General features: G+C 54.1%; 15 protein-coding genes, 1 pseudogene and 1 riboswitch. All 16 genes and pseudogenes read left to right on the top strand.

Annotation, left to right across the window (positions count from 1 at the left end; all coding sequences use genetic code 11):
• On the top strand, positions 1-499 hold a 499-nt coding region (locus NM10_RS07240; protein ID WP_020310934.1), incomplete at its 5' end, for a helix-turn-helix domain-containing protein.
• Complete coding sequence (locus NM10_RS07245) at positions 469-1,341, top strand: IS3 family transposase (RefSeq protein WP_239639653.1); 873 nt, start codon at positions 469-471, stop codon at positions 1,339-1,341. The genes NM10_RS07240 and NM10_RS07245, both read left to right, overlap by 31 nt.
• Before the next feature lie 421 nt (positions 1,342-1,762).
• A complete protein-coding gene (hslO, locus tag NM10_RS07250) occupies positions 1,763-2,659 on the top strand; it encodes an Hsp33 family molecular chaperone HslO (RefSeq protein ID WP_020310936.1) in 897 nt (298 codons plus the stop codon).
• A 21-nt stretch (positions 2,660-2,680) separates the two neighbouring features.
• On the top strand, positions 2,681-3,475 hold the full coding sequence (gene mtnP, locus NM10_RS07255) for an S-methyl-5'-thioadenosine phosphorylase (RefSeq protein ID WP_020310937.1): 795 nt from the start codon (positions 2,681-2,683) through the stop codon (positions 3,473-3,475).
• A complete protein-coding gene (gene mtnA, locus NM10_RS07260) occupies positions 3,475-4,521 on the top strand; it encodes an S-methyl-5-thioribose-1-phosphate isomerase (RefSeq protein ID WP_020310938.1) in 1,047 nt (348 codons plus the stop codon). The genes mtnP and mtnA overlap by 1 nt, the downstream gene beginning before the upstream one ends.
• A 27-nt stretch (positions 4,522-4,548) precedes the next feature.
• Positions 4,549-5,790 (top strand): adenosylhomocysteinase, encoded by a 1,242-nt coding sequence (locus tag NM10_RS07265; protein WP_020310939.1) that lies wholly within the window; start codon positions 4,549-4,551, stop codon positions 5,788-5,790.
• A gap of 18 nt (positions 5,791-5,808) precedes the next feature.
• Complete coding sequence (locus tag NM10_RS07270; protein WP_020310940.1) at positions 5,809-7,089, top strand: amidohydrolase; 1,281 nt, start codon at positions 5,809-5,811, stop codon at positions 7,087-7,089.
• Between the two features lie 193 nt (positions 7,090-7,282).
• On the top strand, positions 7,283-8,368 hold the full coding sequence (locus NM10_RS07275) for a M48 family metallopeptidase (protein ID WP_239639651.1): 1,086 nt from the start codon (positions 7,283-7,285) through the stop codon (positions 8,366-8,368).
• A gap of 203 nt (positions 8,369-8,571) precedes the next feature.
• Positions 8,572-9,003 carry a nuclear transport factor 2 family protein gene (locus tag NM10_RS07280; RefSeq protein ID WP_020310942.1) on the top strand — a complete coding sequence of 144 codons (432 nt, stop codon included), beginning with the start codon at positions 8,572-8,574 and terminating at the stop codon, positions 9,001-9,003.
• 94 nt (positions 9,004-9,097) lie between these two features.
• Complete coding sequence (locus tag NM10_RS07285; protein WP_020310943.1) at positions 9,098-9,565, top strand: GNAT family N-acetyltransferase; 468 nt, start codon at positions 9,098-9,100, stop codon at positions 9,563-9,565.
• A gap of 252 nt (positions 9,566-9,817) precedes the next feature.
• Positions 9,818-10,066, top strand: a complete 249-nt coding sequence (locus NM10_RS07290) for a hypothetical protein (protein ID WP_020310944.1) — start codon at positions 9,818-9,820, stop codon at positions 10,064-10,066.
• 293 nt (positions 10,067-10,359) lie between these two features.
• Positions 10,360-11,883 carry a carbon starvation CstA family protein gene (locus tag NM10_RS07295; RefSeq protein WP_020310945.1) on the top strand — a complete coding sequence of 508 codons (1,524 nt, stop codon included), beginning with the start codon at positions 10,360-10,362 and terminating at the stop codon, positions 11,881-11,883.
• 71 nt (positions 11,884-11,954) lie between these two features.
• On the top strand, positions 11,955-12,056 hold the full coding sequence (locus NM10_RS14180; protein ID WP_020310946.1) for a hypothetical protein: 102 nt from the start codon (positions 11,955-11,957) through the stop codon (positions 12,054-12,056).
• 567 nt (positions 12,057-12,623) lie between these two features.
• Positions 12,624-12,722: riboswitch (SAM riboswitch) on the top strand.
• Between the two features lie 78 nt (positions 12,723-12,800).
• Positions 12,801-13,732 (top strand): annotated as a pseudogene (gene cysK / locus NM10_RS07305) (cysteine synthase A).
• 32 nt (positions 13,733-13,764) lie between these two features.
• Positions 13,765-14,811 carry a sulfate ABC transporter substrate-binding protein gene (locus NM10_RS07310; RefSeq protein WP_020310949.1) on the top strand — a complete coding sequence of 349 codons (1,047 nt, stop codon included), beginning with the start codon at positions 13,765-13,767 and terminating at the stop codon, positions 14,809-14,811.
• Between the two features lie 12 nt (positions 14,812-14,823).
• The gene (gene cysT, locus NM10_RS07315; RefSeq protein ID WP_020310950.1) at positions 14,824-15,669 is read left to right on the top strand and encodes a sulfate ABC transporter permease subunit CysT; all 846 of its coding nucleotides are present in this window, start codon (positions 14,824-14,826) and stop codon (positions 15,667-15,669) included.
• Positions 15,670-15,674: the final 5 nt, after the last annotated feature.

Raw genomic sequence — 15,674 nt, forward strand, 5'->3', positions numbered from 1 at the left:
TTCACGTAAATATGGAATGGAAAGTAGCGCAATTGCTAAAGTGGACTGCAGCCTACAAAGCATTGGAGATGATGGATTGAAAAGATCTCGCTCTCGAAAAATATACTCTTTCAAAGAGAAACTTTCTGTGGTACAGTCTTACTTAACAAGCGAATTTTCATATCAGGAACTCGCCCTTCAAGTAGGAATCAACAATCCGACAATGATTGCCAGATGGGTCAATGAATTTAAAATAGCTGGGCCGGATGCATTACGGCCACATAAGAAAGGCAGGAAAAGAACTTTGAGCGAATCACGAACCAGCAAACCAGATACTCAGGGTCAGAAACCAGTCGTCGATACCAGTGTGGAACATGTCCAGGAGTTAGAGGATGAAAATCTCAAACTCCGGATAGAGAATGCTTTTTTAAAAGAACTGAGGAGACTGCGTTTAGAGGACGAAGCAAAAACGAGAGGGTTTCAAAAATCATCTGCAGTCTCCGAAAATCATTCAAATTAAACGATCTTCTCTCCTATACGCAGATGCCCAAGGCAACCTATATGTACTGGCAGAAACGGTTTGACCGTGAGAATCCCGATCAAGAACTAGAAGACAAAATACAGGAAATCCGTAGCCAGCATAAAGATTATGGCTATCGGCGCATGACCGGTGAATTAAAGAATCAAGGGTATTGCGTGAACAAGAAGAAAGTCCAACGTATCATGCAGAAACTAGGCCTTCAGGTAACATCCTTTACTCGAAAAAGCCGTAAATACAGCTCTTACAGAGGCAAGGTAGGAACCGTGGCTCCGAATCGGATACGACGTCGTTTTAACACGACTATTCCGCACCAGAAGATTACAACCGACACGTCAGAATTCAAATATTATGAAGTAGATACACAGGGACATCTGACCCTGCACAAGCTTTATCTGGATCCTTTCCTGGACATGTTCAACAATGAAATCATCAGTTATGGAATAGCGAAACATCCTTCAGCTAAAAGCATACTGGAAGCTCAGGCTGAAGCAATCAAAATCACGGCTGATTGTCCGTATCGAAGAACGTTTCACTCCGATCAGGGCTGGGCATATCAAATGAAAGCCTATACCCAGAAACTTAAAGAAGAACGAATTTTTCAGAGTATGTCTCGAAAGGGCAACTGTCATGATAACGCTGTCATGGAGAACTTCTTCGGCTTAATGAAGCAAGAAATGTATTATGGGGTGATTTACTACAGCTATGAGGAACTAAAAGCCGCTATCGAACGATATATCAAATACTATAATGAGCAAAGAATCAAAGAAAAACTAGGTTGGAAAAGTCCTGTACAATACAGAATTTTCCGACAGACAGCATAAAAAAAAAAGTAACGAGACAGTAAAAACTGTCTCGTTACCAAGGTCTAACTTTTTGGGGTCACATCAGCGGCTATCATGTGTGGTCTTTTTTGGATTCAGATGCGGCGTTCCGCCGCGACAGATTCATGAAATGAACGCAGTTCGCCGGTCGCAGTTCGCAAAAAAAAACGGCCTGGGTGGCCGTATTGTAGGGGCTTCCTGTAGGAAGCCCGCCAGAGAGATTCGATCACAGCTGATTCGAGTATAATGGCAGGCTTTTACGAGCCACGAGCCACTATTTTTTCACGAGACGAGGGTCACTCTAGGCGGCCTGCGACCGGCGGGGCCGATAGGCTCCCCAACACATGCAAAAGGCACTGGCTAGGTCTGCACCGATGTTGTATAATAGAGACTGGATTTGTAAAGAAAGGATAGAACATACATGATTACACGCAACCAGATCATTCATTATACATCGGATGAGCTCATCCGGGTATCTATTGCCTTGACGACGGGTATCGTCGAGAAGGCACGGCAGCGCCATAATTTGTCGCCTGTGGCTAGTGCGGCTCTGGGCCGGACGATGACCGGCGCAGCCCTGTTGGCTGGCGATTACAAGAACCACGAAGGCGTTTCCCTGAAGGTCGCTGGTGACGGGCCCTTAGGCGCCGTCCATGCAGACTGCTTCGATACGAATAAGCTCCGCGGCTATGTAGACAATCCGCAGGTCGACCTGCCGCTGAAGGTCAATGGCAAGCTCGATGTGGCAGCCGGTGTCGGCCAGCACGGCCAGTTGACGGTGACGCGTTTCACGCCGGAAAAGACGACTTATACGAGCCAGGCCGATTTGGTGTCCGGTGAAATTGCCGAAGACATCGCTTACTATCTGTTCACATCGGAACAAGTGCCGTCGACGATCAGCCTGGGCGTCCTGGTCAGCCAGGATTACACCATTGCTGCAGCCGGCGGTTTCCTCGTCCAGGCCCTGCCGGGCGCGAAGGATGAAGACCTGGCCCGTGTCGAAGCCAATATCACCCAGGTCGGTGCTTTGACGACGTATTTGCAGGACCATCCCAATGGTGAAGGCCTCATTGACATCATCCTCAGCGGTATGCATTTCAAGGAACTCTACCGGCAGAATCTGTACTGGCGCTGCACGTGCTCGCGCCAGCGCTTTGAAAATGCTCTGTTGTCCCTGCGCCAGGAAGATAAGGAAGCCCTCTTGAAGGACCCGCAGGTGGAAATGACCTGTCAGTATTGCGGGGCCAAATACGTATTGTCTCACGATGAACTGGCAGCGCTGTATGAAGCGGCTGCCCAGCGCCATAAGAAGAATTGATTCTCCGAAGGAGGTTTTACGATGGGACTCATTGCCATCATCGGCGGTACCGGTGTCTGCGACCCGAAGATTTTGTCCAATGTCCATGAAGACTATATGGATACCTTTTACGGGACCATTCATTATTGGCAGGGGACGTATAAGGATAAGGAACTCGTCTTTTTGCCCCGCCACGGCCGGAATCATTCCATTCCGCCGCACCTCATCAATTACCGGGCCAATATCCTGGGCTTGAAGCGCCTGGGCGTCACGGCCATCTTGTCGACGACGGCTGTCGGCTCGCTGAACCGCGATGACAAGCCGGGCGATTTCGTCCTGCCCGACCAGTTCCTGGATTTCACCAAATGCCGTCATACGTCGTTCTTCGACGGCGGCGAAAACGGCGTCGTCCACGTGGACATGACCGAACCGTACTGCCCGACCCTGCGCCGGACCGTAGCGGCTGCGGCTCAGGCCCTTGGCGGTTATGCGCTCCATGATAAGGGAACCTATGTCTGCACGGAAGGGCCCCGCTTCGAGACGCCGGCTGAAATCAGGATGTATGAAAAGCTCGGCGGCGATTTGGTCGGCATGACCAACGTCCCCGAAGTCTGCCTGGCCAGGGAAGCGGAAATCTGCTATGCCACGATTTCCATGGTCACCAATTTTGCCGCCGGCATTTCGCCGACGCCCCTGACCCATGAAGAGGTCGTCGAAGCTATGGCCGAGAATTCCCAGCGCCTGCAGCAGCTCATCCTGAAGAGCATCGAATTATATGATAATGAGGACTGTGCCTGCCGCCACACCCTGCAGGCTTATGGAGGGTTTACGGTATAATGGATACACTGCGCTGGCAAGCGGGCACGCTGTTCCTCCTGGACCAGACGAAGCTGCCCTTTGAAGAAATCTATCTGCCCTGCCATTCCTGGCAGGACGTGCGCCAGGCCATTTCCGTCCTGGCTGTCCGCGGGGCGCCGGCTATCGGCGTCGCTGCGGCCTATGCCGTCGTCCTGGCGGCGCGGACCCTGTGCCAGAAAGGGGGAGATACGCCCTTTTTGACGGACCTGGAAGCTATCTGCCGGGACCTCGATGCGGCCCGGCCGACGGCGGTCAACCTGCACTGGGCCCTGACCCAGATGATGGCTTGTGCCCGCCAGCATGAAGCCGACGGTGCTGAAGCCACGACGGCAGCCCTGGAAGAAAAGGCCGTGGCCATCCATAAAGCCGATATTGCCATCAATACGGCTATGGCCCGGTTCGGTGCCGACGAGCTGGAAAAAATAGGCCGTCCCTTGACGCTGCTCACGCACTGCAATGCCGGGGCCCTGGCTACGGCTGGCGTCGGCACGGCGCTGGGCGTCATCCGCGAGCTCCATCGCCGGGGCCGGGTATCCATGGTCTACGCCGATGAAACGCGGCCCCTCCTGCAGGGCGCCCGCCTGACGGCTTTCGAGCTCATGGCTGACCATATCCCGGTGACGCTCATTACCGACAACATGGCGGCCTGGACGCTCAAGACGAAAGGCGTCGATGCCATCATCGTCGGTGCCGACCGCATCGCCGCCAATGGCGATACGGCCAATAAGATCGGGACTTACGGCCTGTCCCTGATGGCAAGGGAACTGGATATTCCCCTGTACATCGCTGCGCCGGCTTCGACTTTCGATTTGTCCATTGCCGACGGCAGCCAGATCCCTATTGAAGAACGGAATCACGATGAAGTCCGTTCTTTCCGGGGTGCGGCGGCAGCCCTCCCCGAAACGCCCGTCTTCAATCCCGCCTTCGATGTGACGCCTCATGAAAATATCCGCGCCATCGTGACGGAACAGGGCATCATCCACCGGCCGGATGCCATATCCGTACCGGCGTTTTTCCAACACTAATTCATTACAGAAAGAGGTCTTACTCGTATGGAATCTATTATTCGCGATATCAAGTTAGCTAAAAGCGGTCATGAAAAAATCAGCTGGGTCGATCGTCACATGCCGGCCCTCAATGCCATTGGCGACAAACTGAAAGCCGACCAGACCTTTAAAGGCAAAACGATTTGCGTCAGCGTCCATCTCGAAGCCAAGACGGCCTATTTGGCAGAAGTCCTTCATCGCGCCGGCGCCAACGTCATCGTCACCGGCAGCAACCCCTTGTCCACGCAGGACGACGTCGCTGCAGCCCTCGTCGAAGATGGCTTGACCGTCTATGCCTGGTATGGCGCAACGGACGAAGAATACTTCGATTTCCTCAATAAATCCCTGGACCATCATCCGGACATCATCATCGACGACGGCGGCGACCAGGTCCATCTCCTGCACACGACGCGGGCCGATGCCATGGAAAATCTCCTGGGCGGCACGGAAGAAACGACGACAGGCGTCAACCGTCTCCACGGCCTCGACAAAGCCGACGAATTGAAGTTCCCCATGGTCGCAGCCAATGATTCGTACTGCAAATACCTCTTTGATAACCGCTACGGCACAGGTCAGTCCACGTGGGACGGCATCATGCGCACGACGAACCTGACCGTCGTCGGCAAGAAAGTCGTCGTCGCCGGCTATGGCTGGTGCGGCAAGGGCTGCGCTATGCGTGCCAAAGGCCTGGGCGCTCATGTCATCGTCACCGAAGTCGACCCGATCAAAGCCATCGAAGCCGTTTTCGACGGTTTTGAAGTCATGCCCATGGCTGAAGCCGCTAAAGTCGGCGATATCTTCGTCACCCTGACTGGCGACAAGGACGTCATCCGTGGCGAACACATGAAGAACATGAAAGACGGCGTCGTCCTGGCCAATGCCGGTCACTTCGACGTAGAAATCAACAAACCCGAATTGGAAGCCCTGGCAGTCCGCCACTTTGAAGCCCGCCACAACATCGAAGGCTATGAACTCCCGAACGGCCATGTCATCAACCTCCTGGCTGAAGGCCGCCTGGTCAACCTGGCTGCCGGTGACGGTCATCCGGCTGAAATCATGGACCTGTCCTTTGCCGTCCAGGCCCTGGCTGCTAAATACATCCTCGAACACCATGCCGAACTGGGCAATCATGTCTATGTCCTGCCCCATGAAATCGACACGGAAATCGCCAAGATCAAACTGGCTTCCATGGGTTATGCCATCGACACGCTCAGCGAAGAACAGCGTAAATATTTGAATCTCGACTAAGGACCAGGAGGGGAAACGATGAAAAAACTGATTCAGCACGTAGCCCTCTACCAGGACCACGGCGTCTTAGAAGGCCAGAACATCGCCATCGACGGCTCGCGCATCACGGGATTTCCCGAAGCGCCGAAGGCATCGGACTATGATGAAGTCATCGACGGCAAGGGCATGCTGGCCCTGCCGGGTTTCGTCAACACCCATAACCATGTAGCCATGACGGTTTTCCGCAGTTATGCCGACGACATGCAGCTCATGGACTGGCTGGAAAAGAAAATCTGGCCGGCTGAAGCCAAATTGACAGACGATGTCATTTACGCCCAGTCCATGCTGGGCATTGCCGAAATGATCCGATGCGGTACGACGGCCTATGCCGATATGTACGACCACATGGACCAGGAAGCCCGCGCCGTCGAAGAATCGGGTATCCGCGCCTGCTTGTGCCGCGGCAGTATCGGTATCGGGCCGAATGCCCAGGCCGGCCTCGATGAAAACCGCCAGCTCTTCCTCGACTGGCACGGCACGGCCGATGGCCGCATCACGGTCATGATGGGGCCGCATGCGCCGTATACGTGCCCGCCTGATTATCTCCATAAATTCGTCGACCAGGCACGGGAACTGGGAGCCGAAATCCATATCCACCTCAGCGAAACTAAGGGGGAAGTGGAAAACATCAAGCAGCAATACGGCAAGTCGCCCATCGCCCTGATGGATGAAATCGGCGTATTGGACTGCGGCTGCCTGGCTGCCCACTGCGTCTGGGTCGATGATGACGATATGGATATCATGGCGGCAAAGCACGTCCGCGTCGCCCACAATCCGGGCAGCAACCTCAAGCTGGCCAGCGGCATCGCGCCGGTCCCCAAGATGCTGGCCAAAGGCATCACTGTCGGCCTCGGTACCGATGGGGCATCGAGCAACAACAACCTGGACATCGTCGAAGAAATGCGCCTGACTACGCTCATCCACAAGGCCAATACCCTGGACCCGCTGGTCATCCCGGCCGAAACGGCCATCAACATGCTGACCGAAGGCGGCGCCAAGTGCCTGGGCTACAAAGACGTCGGCAAATTGGAAACAGGCTATAAAGCCGACATCACTCTCGTCGACCGCGAAGGCCTGCACTGGTACCCCAAGAACGACACCCTGAGCCTCATGGCCTACAGTGCCAACAGCATGGATGTCGATACGGTCCTGGTCAACGGCGAAGTCCTCTTGCGCCATAAAGAATTCACCAAACTGGACATCGAAAAGATCAAAGCCGAAGCCGAACGGACCCGGAAGAAACTCTTTGCCCAGATTTAGTTTTAGTGGTTCGTGACTCCTGTAGGGGGCTTGCACGTGGCAAGCCCGCCGCAGGTTATGTTGGAATTTCCTCATTAGCTTTTTGGGGGAGAATCGTACATATCCTGACCTTATTAAGCCTTGCAAGTCCACCCTTTCCTTGTATAATGGAAGTATAGATTTCCAGTACAGGGGAAGGGTGATTTTTATGCATATGAAGAAAAAAATAGCCGCTGCCTGTGTGGCAGCCATGGCCGCGTTCTCACTGCCTATGGGCATCGTGCCGGTCCAGCCGGTCCAGGCTGACCTCATTACCGATGTCATCGGCGGCTTCCAGGTGAAATCGGCCTTGAGCAAGCAGATCAAGCACTATGACACGACCAAAGAAGGACAGAGCGAGATTTACCAGTCCGTCACCAAGCAGACCGGCGTCCTCAATAATTCTTATTACGATGAACGGCTGGCTTCTATCATGAACCGCCTCAGCGCCAGCATCGCCCAGACGGACCCCAGCATCAAGACCTTGCCCTACCGCTGGTATGTCAGCCCGGACACGACGTTCAATGCGGCCTGCACCATGGGCCACGTCATGGTCGTCAATAAGGGCATGTTCGACCTGGTCAGCAACGATGATGAAATCGCCGTCGTCTTAGGCCATGAAATGGGCCACGGCCAGAAACACCACGTCGCCAATTCGACGCAGAAGAAGGTCAATGTCGAAATCGGCAAGATGGTCCTGGCCGATACGATTGGCGGCTCGGGCCTGAACAACCTCATCCTCAACACGGTCAGCAATCAGATCGAAACGGTCCATATCGACAGGGCTGCCGAATGGGAAGCGGACAACCTGTCCTTCGGGTATATCACCCGTGCCGGCTATAATCCCGGTGCGACGGCCGCCATCTGGCAGCGGGTCATGGAAAAACAGGGCGATAATGCCAGCAACTTTGTCGGTGAAATCTTCTCTCCCTCTGACCATCCATCGAATCAGGAACGGCGCGACAATTATGCCAACAAGCTCTATGAAATGAGCGGCAAACACGCCAGCGTCAAAGACGGCACGGTCTACGTCAACGGCAACAAATTCATCAAGCCCGCAGCCACGTCCAGCATGAGCAGTGCCGAACGGTCCTATTTCGTCCTGGGCAACCTGGCCGCAGCCTACCAGAACGGCCACAGCAAGCAGCAGGCCACGGCGTCCGGCGGTACGCTCTACTTGGGGGCGCAGAACATCATGACGCCGGTCAACGGCGACCCGTCGGCAGAAGAATTGGCGACGCAGCTCAATAAAATTAAATAATGACTGAAACGAATAGTAAAGGGCGGAATCGCCAGGTACTATGTATATTTTATATCTATCACCTGTAGTAAAATACAGGTGATTTTTTTTTGAAATTTGATGATAATTTACAATAAAGGTAACGTACCATACTGGTTTACAAAAAGGCACTTTTTCAATTACAATAAAAGATGACATTTAGGAAAAGGAGGCGATGCCTTTTTATGAAGACTTCATCGACGCGGCGCAGTCTGATTGCCTTGGCGCGCCGTATTTTACATTCCTATTTCGCCTCATCCAGCCTGGACCTGCTCTTGGCTTATCTGGCGCCCGATGTCGTCTGGCTCGGCGCCGGCCGGGAAATGAGTGCCGAAGGGCGGCAGCGGGTCGGCGATATCTTCCGGGCCAGTGCCAACCGGCTCATCCCCTGTGTCATGAGCCAGGAAACGTACCGGGCCAAGGAACTGACGGAGGACTTGTGGCTGGTTGAGGGTTCGTGTCAGCTGAGGGCCGACTCGTCGTATAAGGTCTATCTGCAGGAATATCAGCGCTGTACCTTCATTTTCACCGTCAAGAAGCGCTTGTCCCAGCTCTATCACCGCTTCGGCGTGACCAATCGGACCAGCCTGATCCATAAATTCAAGGGCAAGGCCTGAAGGCTGTCTGTTGCGGCAGGCGGCGATGGCCTGTATAATGGAGAGAAAATAGATAGGAAAGAGGAGATTGTTTATAAAAATCAGGACGGCTACGATGGCCGATTTAGCCGCTGTGGCGGCTGTAGAGAAAGCCTGCTTCCCGCCGGCAGAAGCGGCGACGGCCGATGAATTCCGGGACCGCCTGGCCCATTATGCGGCCCATTTCTGGCTGCTCTTCGATGAAAAGGGGGACCTCGTGTCCTTCGTCGACGGCATGGTGACGGATGAACGGGATTTGACTGACGCCATGTACGCTCAGGCGGCCATGCATGACGAAAAGGGGGCCTGGCAGATGATTTTCGGCGTCAATACCCTGCCTTCGTGCCGCCGCCATGGCTATGCCGGGAAGCTCCTGGAAGCGGCCATTGCCGACGCCAGGCAGCAGGGACGACAGGGCCTGGTCCTGACCTGCAAAGACAAGCTCCTCCCGTACTATGCGAAATTCGGCTTCCAGAACGAAGGCATCAGCGCCTCCGTCCACGGCGGCGTCACATGGTACCAGATGCGGCTGACTTTTGAGTAGCCGTCGTACGAGCCCCTGCAATATAAATACAAATTTTAAATTTGTCCCTCCTGCTGTATAGTTTGTAGTGCAGAGTTTGTAGAGGATGGTTTTAAATTTAAAGCCTTCACTAAAAACTACAAACTGCAAACTTAATACTCAACAAGGGCTGTCGCATGTGCGACAAGCCCTTGTTTAATCCATGAAAAACGTGTATAATTAAAATTAGTATGATGATTTTTATGTATGTCGACAGGGGAGATGTGTTTGTTCATGAATAAAACGATCGTTACGTCTATTTTTGTCGTATTGGCCTTATTGTTATCGACGACGTGGGACTTGCTGGCTGTCAAGATCTTGCTGACAGGCTGTCTCATGGGCTGGCTGGCCCGGACTATCGTCGCCAATTTCCAGGCCAATGCCAAAAAAGCCGCTGCCCGTAAGAAGCGGGTTCGCCGTCCGCGTGCGGCCCAGCACCGTCAGGCCAGCCAGACGAGCCAGGCCAGCGTATCCGGGCACTGAGGATGAAAAAAACTGAAATCCATAAAATATAAATAATTGTCACATTGACATGTAATATGTTAAAGGGATTAAACGAAATCATAACGTTTAATCTCTTTTTTATTCTTAAAAAATATAAGTAAAACGCCGACGATGACTTAATAGTATATTTGACAGGCCCTTTTAATCGTGTTATACCGTACACATGCGCAGAAGCGAAGATGTATTTTATGGTATTCATTTTTATTTACCTTAACATCTTCAGCTCCTCCGCACAGATCCATTTGTTTTTTTGGAGTATAGGAGGAATTTCTATGAATGGTGTTGTTTTAGTCACTTGTGCTATCGTCATCCTGGCGGTAGCCTATCGGTTCTATGGCAAGTGGCTGGCTAAGACGTGGGGCATCGACCCCAACGCCCTGACGCCGGCCCATCGCCTGGAAGATGGCCAGGATTATACGCCGTCTTCTAAGTTCACGGTCTTTGCCAATCAGTTCTCGTCCATCACCGGTGCCGGCCCCGTCACGGGCCCGATCATCGCCGCTGCCTACGGCTGGCTGCCGGCTTTTTTATGGCTCATGATCGGCGGCGTCTTCTTCGGTGCCGTCCAGGACTTCGCAGCCCTCTACGCATCCATGAAGAATGACGGCAAATCCATGGGCGTCCTCATCGAAAAGTACATCGGCACGACGGGCCGCCGCCTGTTCCTGCTCTTCTGCTGGGTCTTCAGCCTGCTGGTCATCGCCGCTTTCGGCGATATCGTCGCTACGACGTTCAATGGCTTTGCCAAGGATGGATCCATGGTCCTGCCCAATGCGGCTGCCGCTTCCATTTCCATGCTGTTCATCTTCGTCGCCATTGCCTTTGGCCTGTTCATCAAGAAGTTCAATCCCAGTGAAAAAGTACGCTTCGTCATCGCCATCGTCCTCTTGATCGCCATGCTCTATGTCGGCATCGACCTGCCGATTTACCTGGACCGCATGACCTGGCTGTACATCATCTTCGCTTATATTTTCTTTGCTTCCATCATGCCCATGTGGCTCCTGAAACAGCCGCGCGACTACATCAGCGCCTTCCTGCTGCTCATGATGATCGCCGGCGGCGTCATCGGTATCTTCATCGCCCAGCCGACGCTGAATATGCCGGCCTTCACGTCCTTCTCGGTCGGCGGCAAGGATTTGTTCCCAATCCTGTTCATCACCATCGCCTGCGGTGCCGTTTCCGGCTTCCACAGCCTCGTTTCGTCCGGTACGTCGTCGAAGACCCTGGATAAGGAACAGGATTCGGTCTTTGTCGGCTACGGTTCCATGTGCGTCGAATCGGTCTTAGGCGTCGTTTCCCTGGTCATCGCCTGCGCTGCCGCTTCCAACGGCCACGTCGCTTCGGGCACGCCGTTCCAGATCTTCTCCGGCGCCGTCGCTGGTTTCTTCACCATGTTCGGCCTGTCCCAGACGGCAGCTGCCTGCATCATGACCATGTGCGTATCGGCCCTGGCCCTGACGACCCTCGATGCCGTCGGCCGTATCGGCCGTATGTCCTTCCAGGAACTGTTCAGCGTCGATGAAGGACAGGAAATGAACACGATCCAGAAAATCTGCGTCAATAAGTATTTTGCTACGGTCATCACCTTGTTCTTCGGCTTCCTGCTCTGCTTAGGCGGCTACATGAACATCTGGCCTCTCTTCGGCTCGGCCAACCAGCTGCTGTCGGCCATGGTCCTCATCTGCCTGACGGTCTTCCTCAAGACGACAGGCCGCAAGAGCTTCATGCTCTACATCCCCATGGTCGTCATGTTCTGCGTTACCATGACAGCCCTCGTCGAATCGGCTTATGCCTGATCATCAAGATTGCCTCGGGTAACTGGTCGTTCCTCATCGAAGGACTGCAGTTCGTCCTGGCCATCGCCCTCATGGTCCTGGCCATCTCCATCGTCTACTACTGCGGCAAAGAACTCGTCCACGCCGACAACAAAACGGCCCATCACGACGCCCAGCCCACGGCGACGCATTGAGGGTGTTAGCGGTCAGCCGTCAGCTGTACGAAGTTTGCAGTTTGCAGTTTTTAGTGAATGGTTTTAAATTTAAAGCCATTTACTAGCCACGAGCCACTAACTACTAACCACTTAAAAGGGCCTGTCGCACGAAGGCTTCTGCCATCATGCAAGGCTCCTTTCTCTTTAAAGTTTGTAGTACAGAGTTTGTAGTTTATAGAAGAAAGTTTTAAATTTTTTACCATTTGCTGCAAACTAAAAACTACAAACTTAAAACTCAAAAAAGGGCCTGCTGTATATACAACAAGCCCTTTTTACTTATAAAAAATATAATTTATAAAGTTAAATTCCTATCTAAAGCCATAGGTATAACGTTTACATTGTAAAATATGAAAGTTTTTGCTTAAAATCCCTTGACAATATACTCTGTAAAGTGTACACTCTTGGTAACGTTTCCGATAGGAAGCTATTCATTTTAGTCATCAAAGAGGTATGTTATCATGGGGTACTTAAAAAATTTGACCATCATGTGTTGTATGATATGATCGTATTGTACAACCATTCATAAGGACAATACAATACGAAACCTATTCATCCAGAGCAGCTGAGGGACTGGCCCGATGACGCTGCGGCAACCTACGTAGGTAAGGTGCCAATTCCAGCAGGAAATAACCTGGCAGATGAAGTCATGGGCATACGTCTATTTATAGCGCCATCTGCATCAGCAGGCGGCGCTTTTCTTTTTGCCAAAAAGGAGCTGAGTACATGGAGCATGTGGCAACGTATTTGACAGAGCTGATTGGCAACACGCCGCTCTTGGAACTGACTCATTGGCAGGCTCGGCACGGCCTCAAGGCCCGCGTCCTGGCCAAGCTGGAGTACATGAACCCCTTGGGCAGCGTCAAGGACCGCGTAGCGGCAGCCATGATCGACGAAGGGATACGGCAGGGGAAGATCAACAAAGATACGGTCATCATCGAACCGACGAGCGGCAATACCGGCATCGGCCTGGCCCTGGTCGCCGCCGTGAAGGGCCTGCACCTGATCTTGACCATGCCCGATACGATGAGCCTGGAACGGCGTAAGATCGTGTCGGCCCTGGGGGCGGAAATCGTGCTGACACCGGGCATCGAGGGGATGCGCGGCAGCATCGGCAAAGCCGAAGAATTGAGGGATTCTTACGGCAATGCTTCATTCCCCAGCAGTTCGACAATCCGGCCAATCCGGCCATCCACCGCCAGACGACGGCGGAAGAAATCTGGCGCGACACGGACGGCAAGGTAGATATCTTCATTTCGTCCGTCGGCACAGGCGGCACCATCACCGGTACGGCCCAGGGCCTGAAAGGCCATAAGCCGGACGTCCAGATCGTCGCCGTCGAGCCGAAAGATTCCGCCGTCCTGCACGGCGGCCGGCCGGGCCCGCACGCCATTCAGGGGATTGGCGCCGGGTTCATCCCGAAAGTTTTGGATATATCTCTCGTAGATGATGTGATCGACGTATCCAATGAGGACGCCTACGGCCGGGCCAGGGAAGTCGCCAAGACCGACGGCCTTTTGGTCGGCATTTCGTCCGGTGCGTCGCTGCAGGCGGCCCTGGAACTGGCCAGCCGGCCGGAAAACGAAGGCAAGACTATCGTCGTCCTCCTGCCGGATGGCGGCGAACGCTATTTATCGACGGCTTTATTTGAGGGGTAAGGAATCTAAGCCGGTATAGAGGGGGAAAGAAAATGAACAAGAAGCGCATCATAGCTATACTGGCTTTTTCGGCGGCACTCGCCGTCGCCGGGGCCCTGGCTGGCTGCGGACGCAGCGATGACGCCGGGGGCGGCGGCACGATGACGCTGACCAATGTCTCGTATGATCCAACCCGTGAGTTATATAAAGAATACAATGAATTATTCCAGCAGCACTATCGTGAGACGACAGGCAAGGATATCCGCATCATCCAGTCCCATGGCGGATCGGGCAGTCAGGCCCGGTCGGTCATCGAAGGCAGCAAGGCCGATGTCGTGACCCTGGCCCTGGCCCACGATGTGTCGCTCATCGAAAGGGCCGGCCTCATCCATGAAGGCTGGCAGGGGGATTTCGCCAACGATTCGGCGCCGTACACGTCGACCATCGTCTTCCTGGTCCGCAAGGGGAACCCGAAAGGGATACGCGACTGGGACGACCTGGTAAAGCCCGGCGTGAGCGTCATTACGCCGGGCCCGAAGAGCAGCGGCGGCGCCTGCTGGAACTTCCTGGCCGCCTGGAGCTGGGGCCTTGACCATTTCGGGGGAAATGAAATCAAGACCCGGGCCTTCATGACCGACTTGTACCGCAATGTGACGGTCATGGATTCCGGCGCCCGCGGCTCGACGACGACCTTTGTCGAAAACGGACAAGGTGACGTCCTTATCGCCTGGGAAAACGAAGCGCTTTATTCGATGCGCGAATATCCCGATAAGTTCGACCTCGTCGTGCCCAGCATCAGTATCCTGGCCCAGCCCAGCGTGGCTGTCGTCGACCGCCTGGCCCGGCGCAAGGGTCATGAAGAGGCGGCTCATGAATACCTGGCCTACCTCTATTCCGATGAGGCCCAGGAACTGGCCGCCAAGAACGGTTTCCGGCCGTCTAATCCGGATATCCTCCGGCGTTATGCCGACCGCTTCGATCTCAAGGTCAAGCTGACCAAGATCAGCGATTTCGGCGGCTGGGAGGCTGCGTATGTTAAATTTTTCAACGACGACGCCTTGTTCGATAAGATCATGGCCGACGTCAACGGCGATGCATAGGAGGGGAGCCGGATGAAACACTTTTTTGCCCGTTCCGGCGGGCGCAATCAGATTATTCCCGGCTTCGGCCTGTCCATGGGCATGACCCTTACCATGTTGTCCCTGCTCATCCTCATCCCGCTGGCGTCGGTCCTGGCGCACTCCCTGCAGCTGACGGCCAATGACTATGCCAAGCTCATCACCAACAGCGGCATCCGCAACGCCTTCATCACCAGCATTTCCTGTTCTGTCCTAGCGGCTTTGGTCAACTGCGTCTTTGGCTTCATCCTGGCCTGGGTCCTGGTCCGCTACGATTTCTTCGGGAAACGTCTCTTGAACGGCGTCATCGAACTGCCCTTTGCCTTGCCGACGGCTGTCGCCGGCATCACCCTTTCCAAGCTCTATTCCGATACGGGCTTCTTCGGAAGTTTCTTTGCCAGCTATGGCATCCAGATCGCCTATACCAAGATCGGCCTGACCATCGCCATGGTCTTCGTCGGCATCCCGTTCGTCGTCCGCTCGATCCAGCCGGTCCTGGAGAAGCTCGACCCGACGTATGAAGAAGCGGGCAGCATGCTCGGCGCGTCGCAGTTCACCATTTTCCGGCGCATCATCTTCCCGGAACTGCGGCCGGCTCTGTTGACGGGCTTCGGCCTGGCTTTTGCCCGGGGCCTCGGCGAATACGGCAGCGTCATCTACATTTCTGGCAACAGTGCCAAGCATCATACGCAGGTCGTTTCTTACGTCATCATGCAGAAGCTCAATTACGTCGATTACGCCAGCGCCACGGCCATCGCCCTGGCCATGCTGGTCATCGCCTTTGTCACACTGTTTTCTATCAATATGATCCAGGTCCATCAGGCCCGGCGCGTCCAGTAGAGGAG

This window comes from Megasphaera sp. NM10 (assembly GCF_000417505.1).
GTDB lineage: Bacteria > Bacillota > Negativicutes > Veillonellales > Megasphaeraceae > Megasphaera > Megasphaera intestinihominis.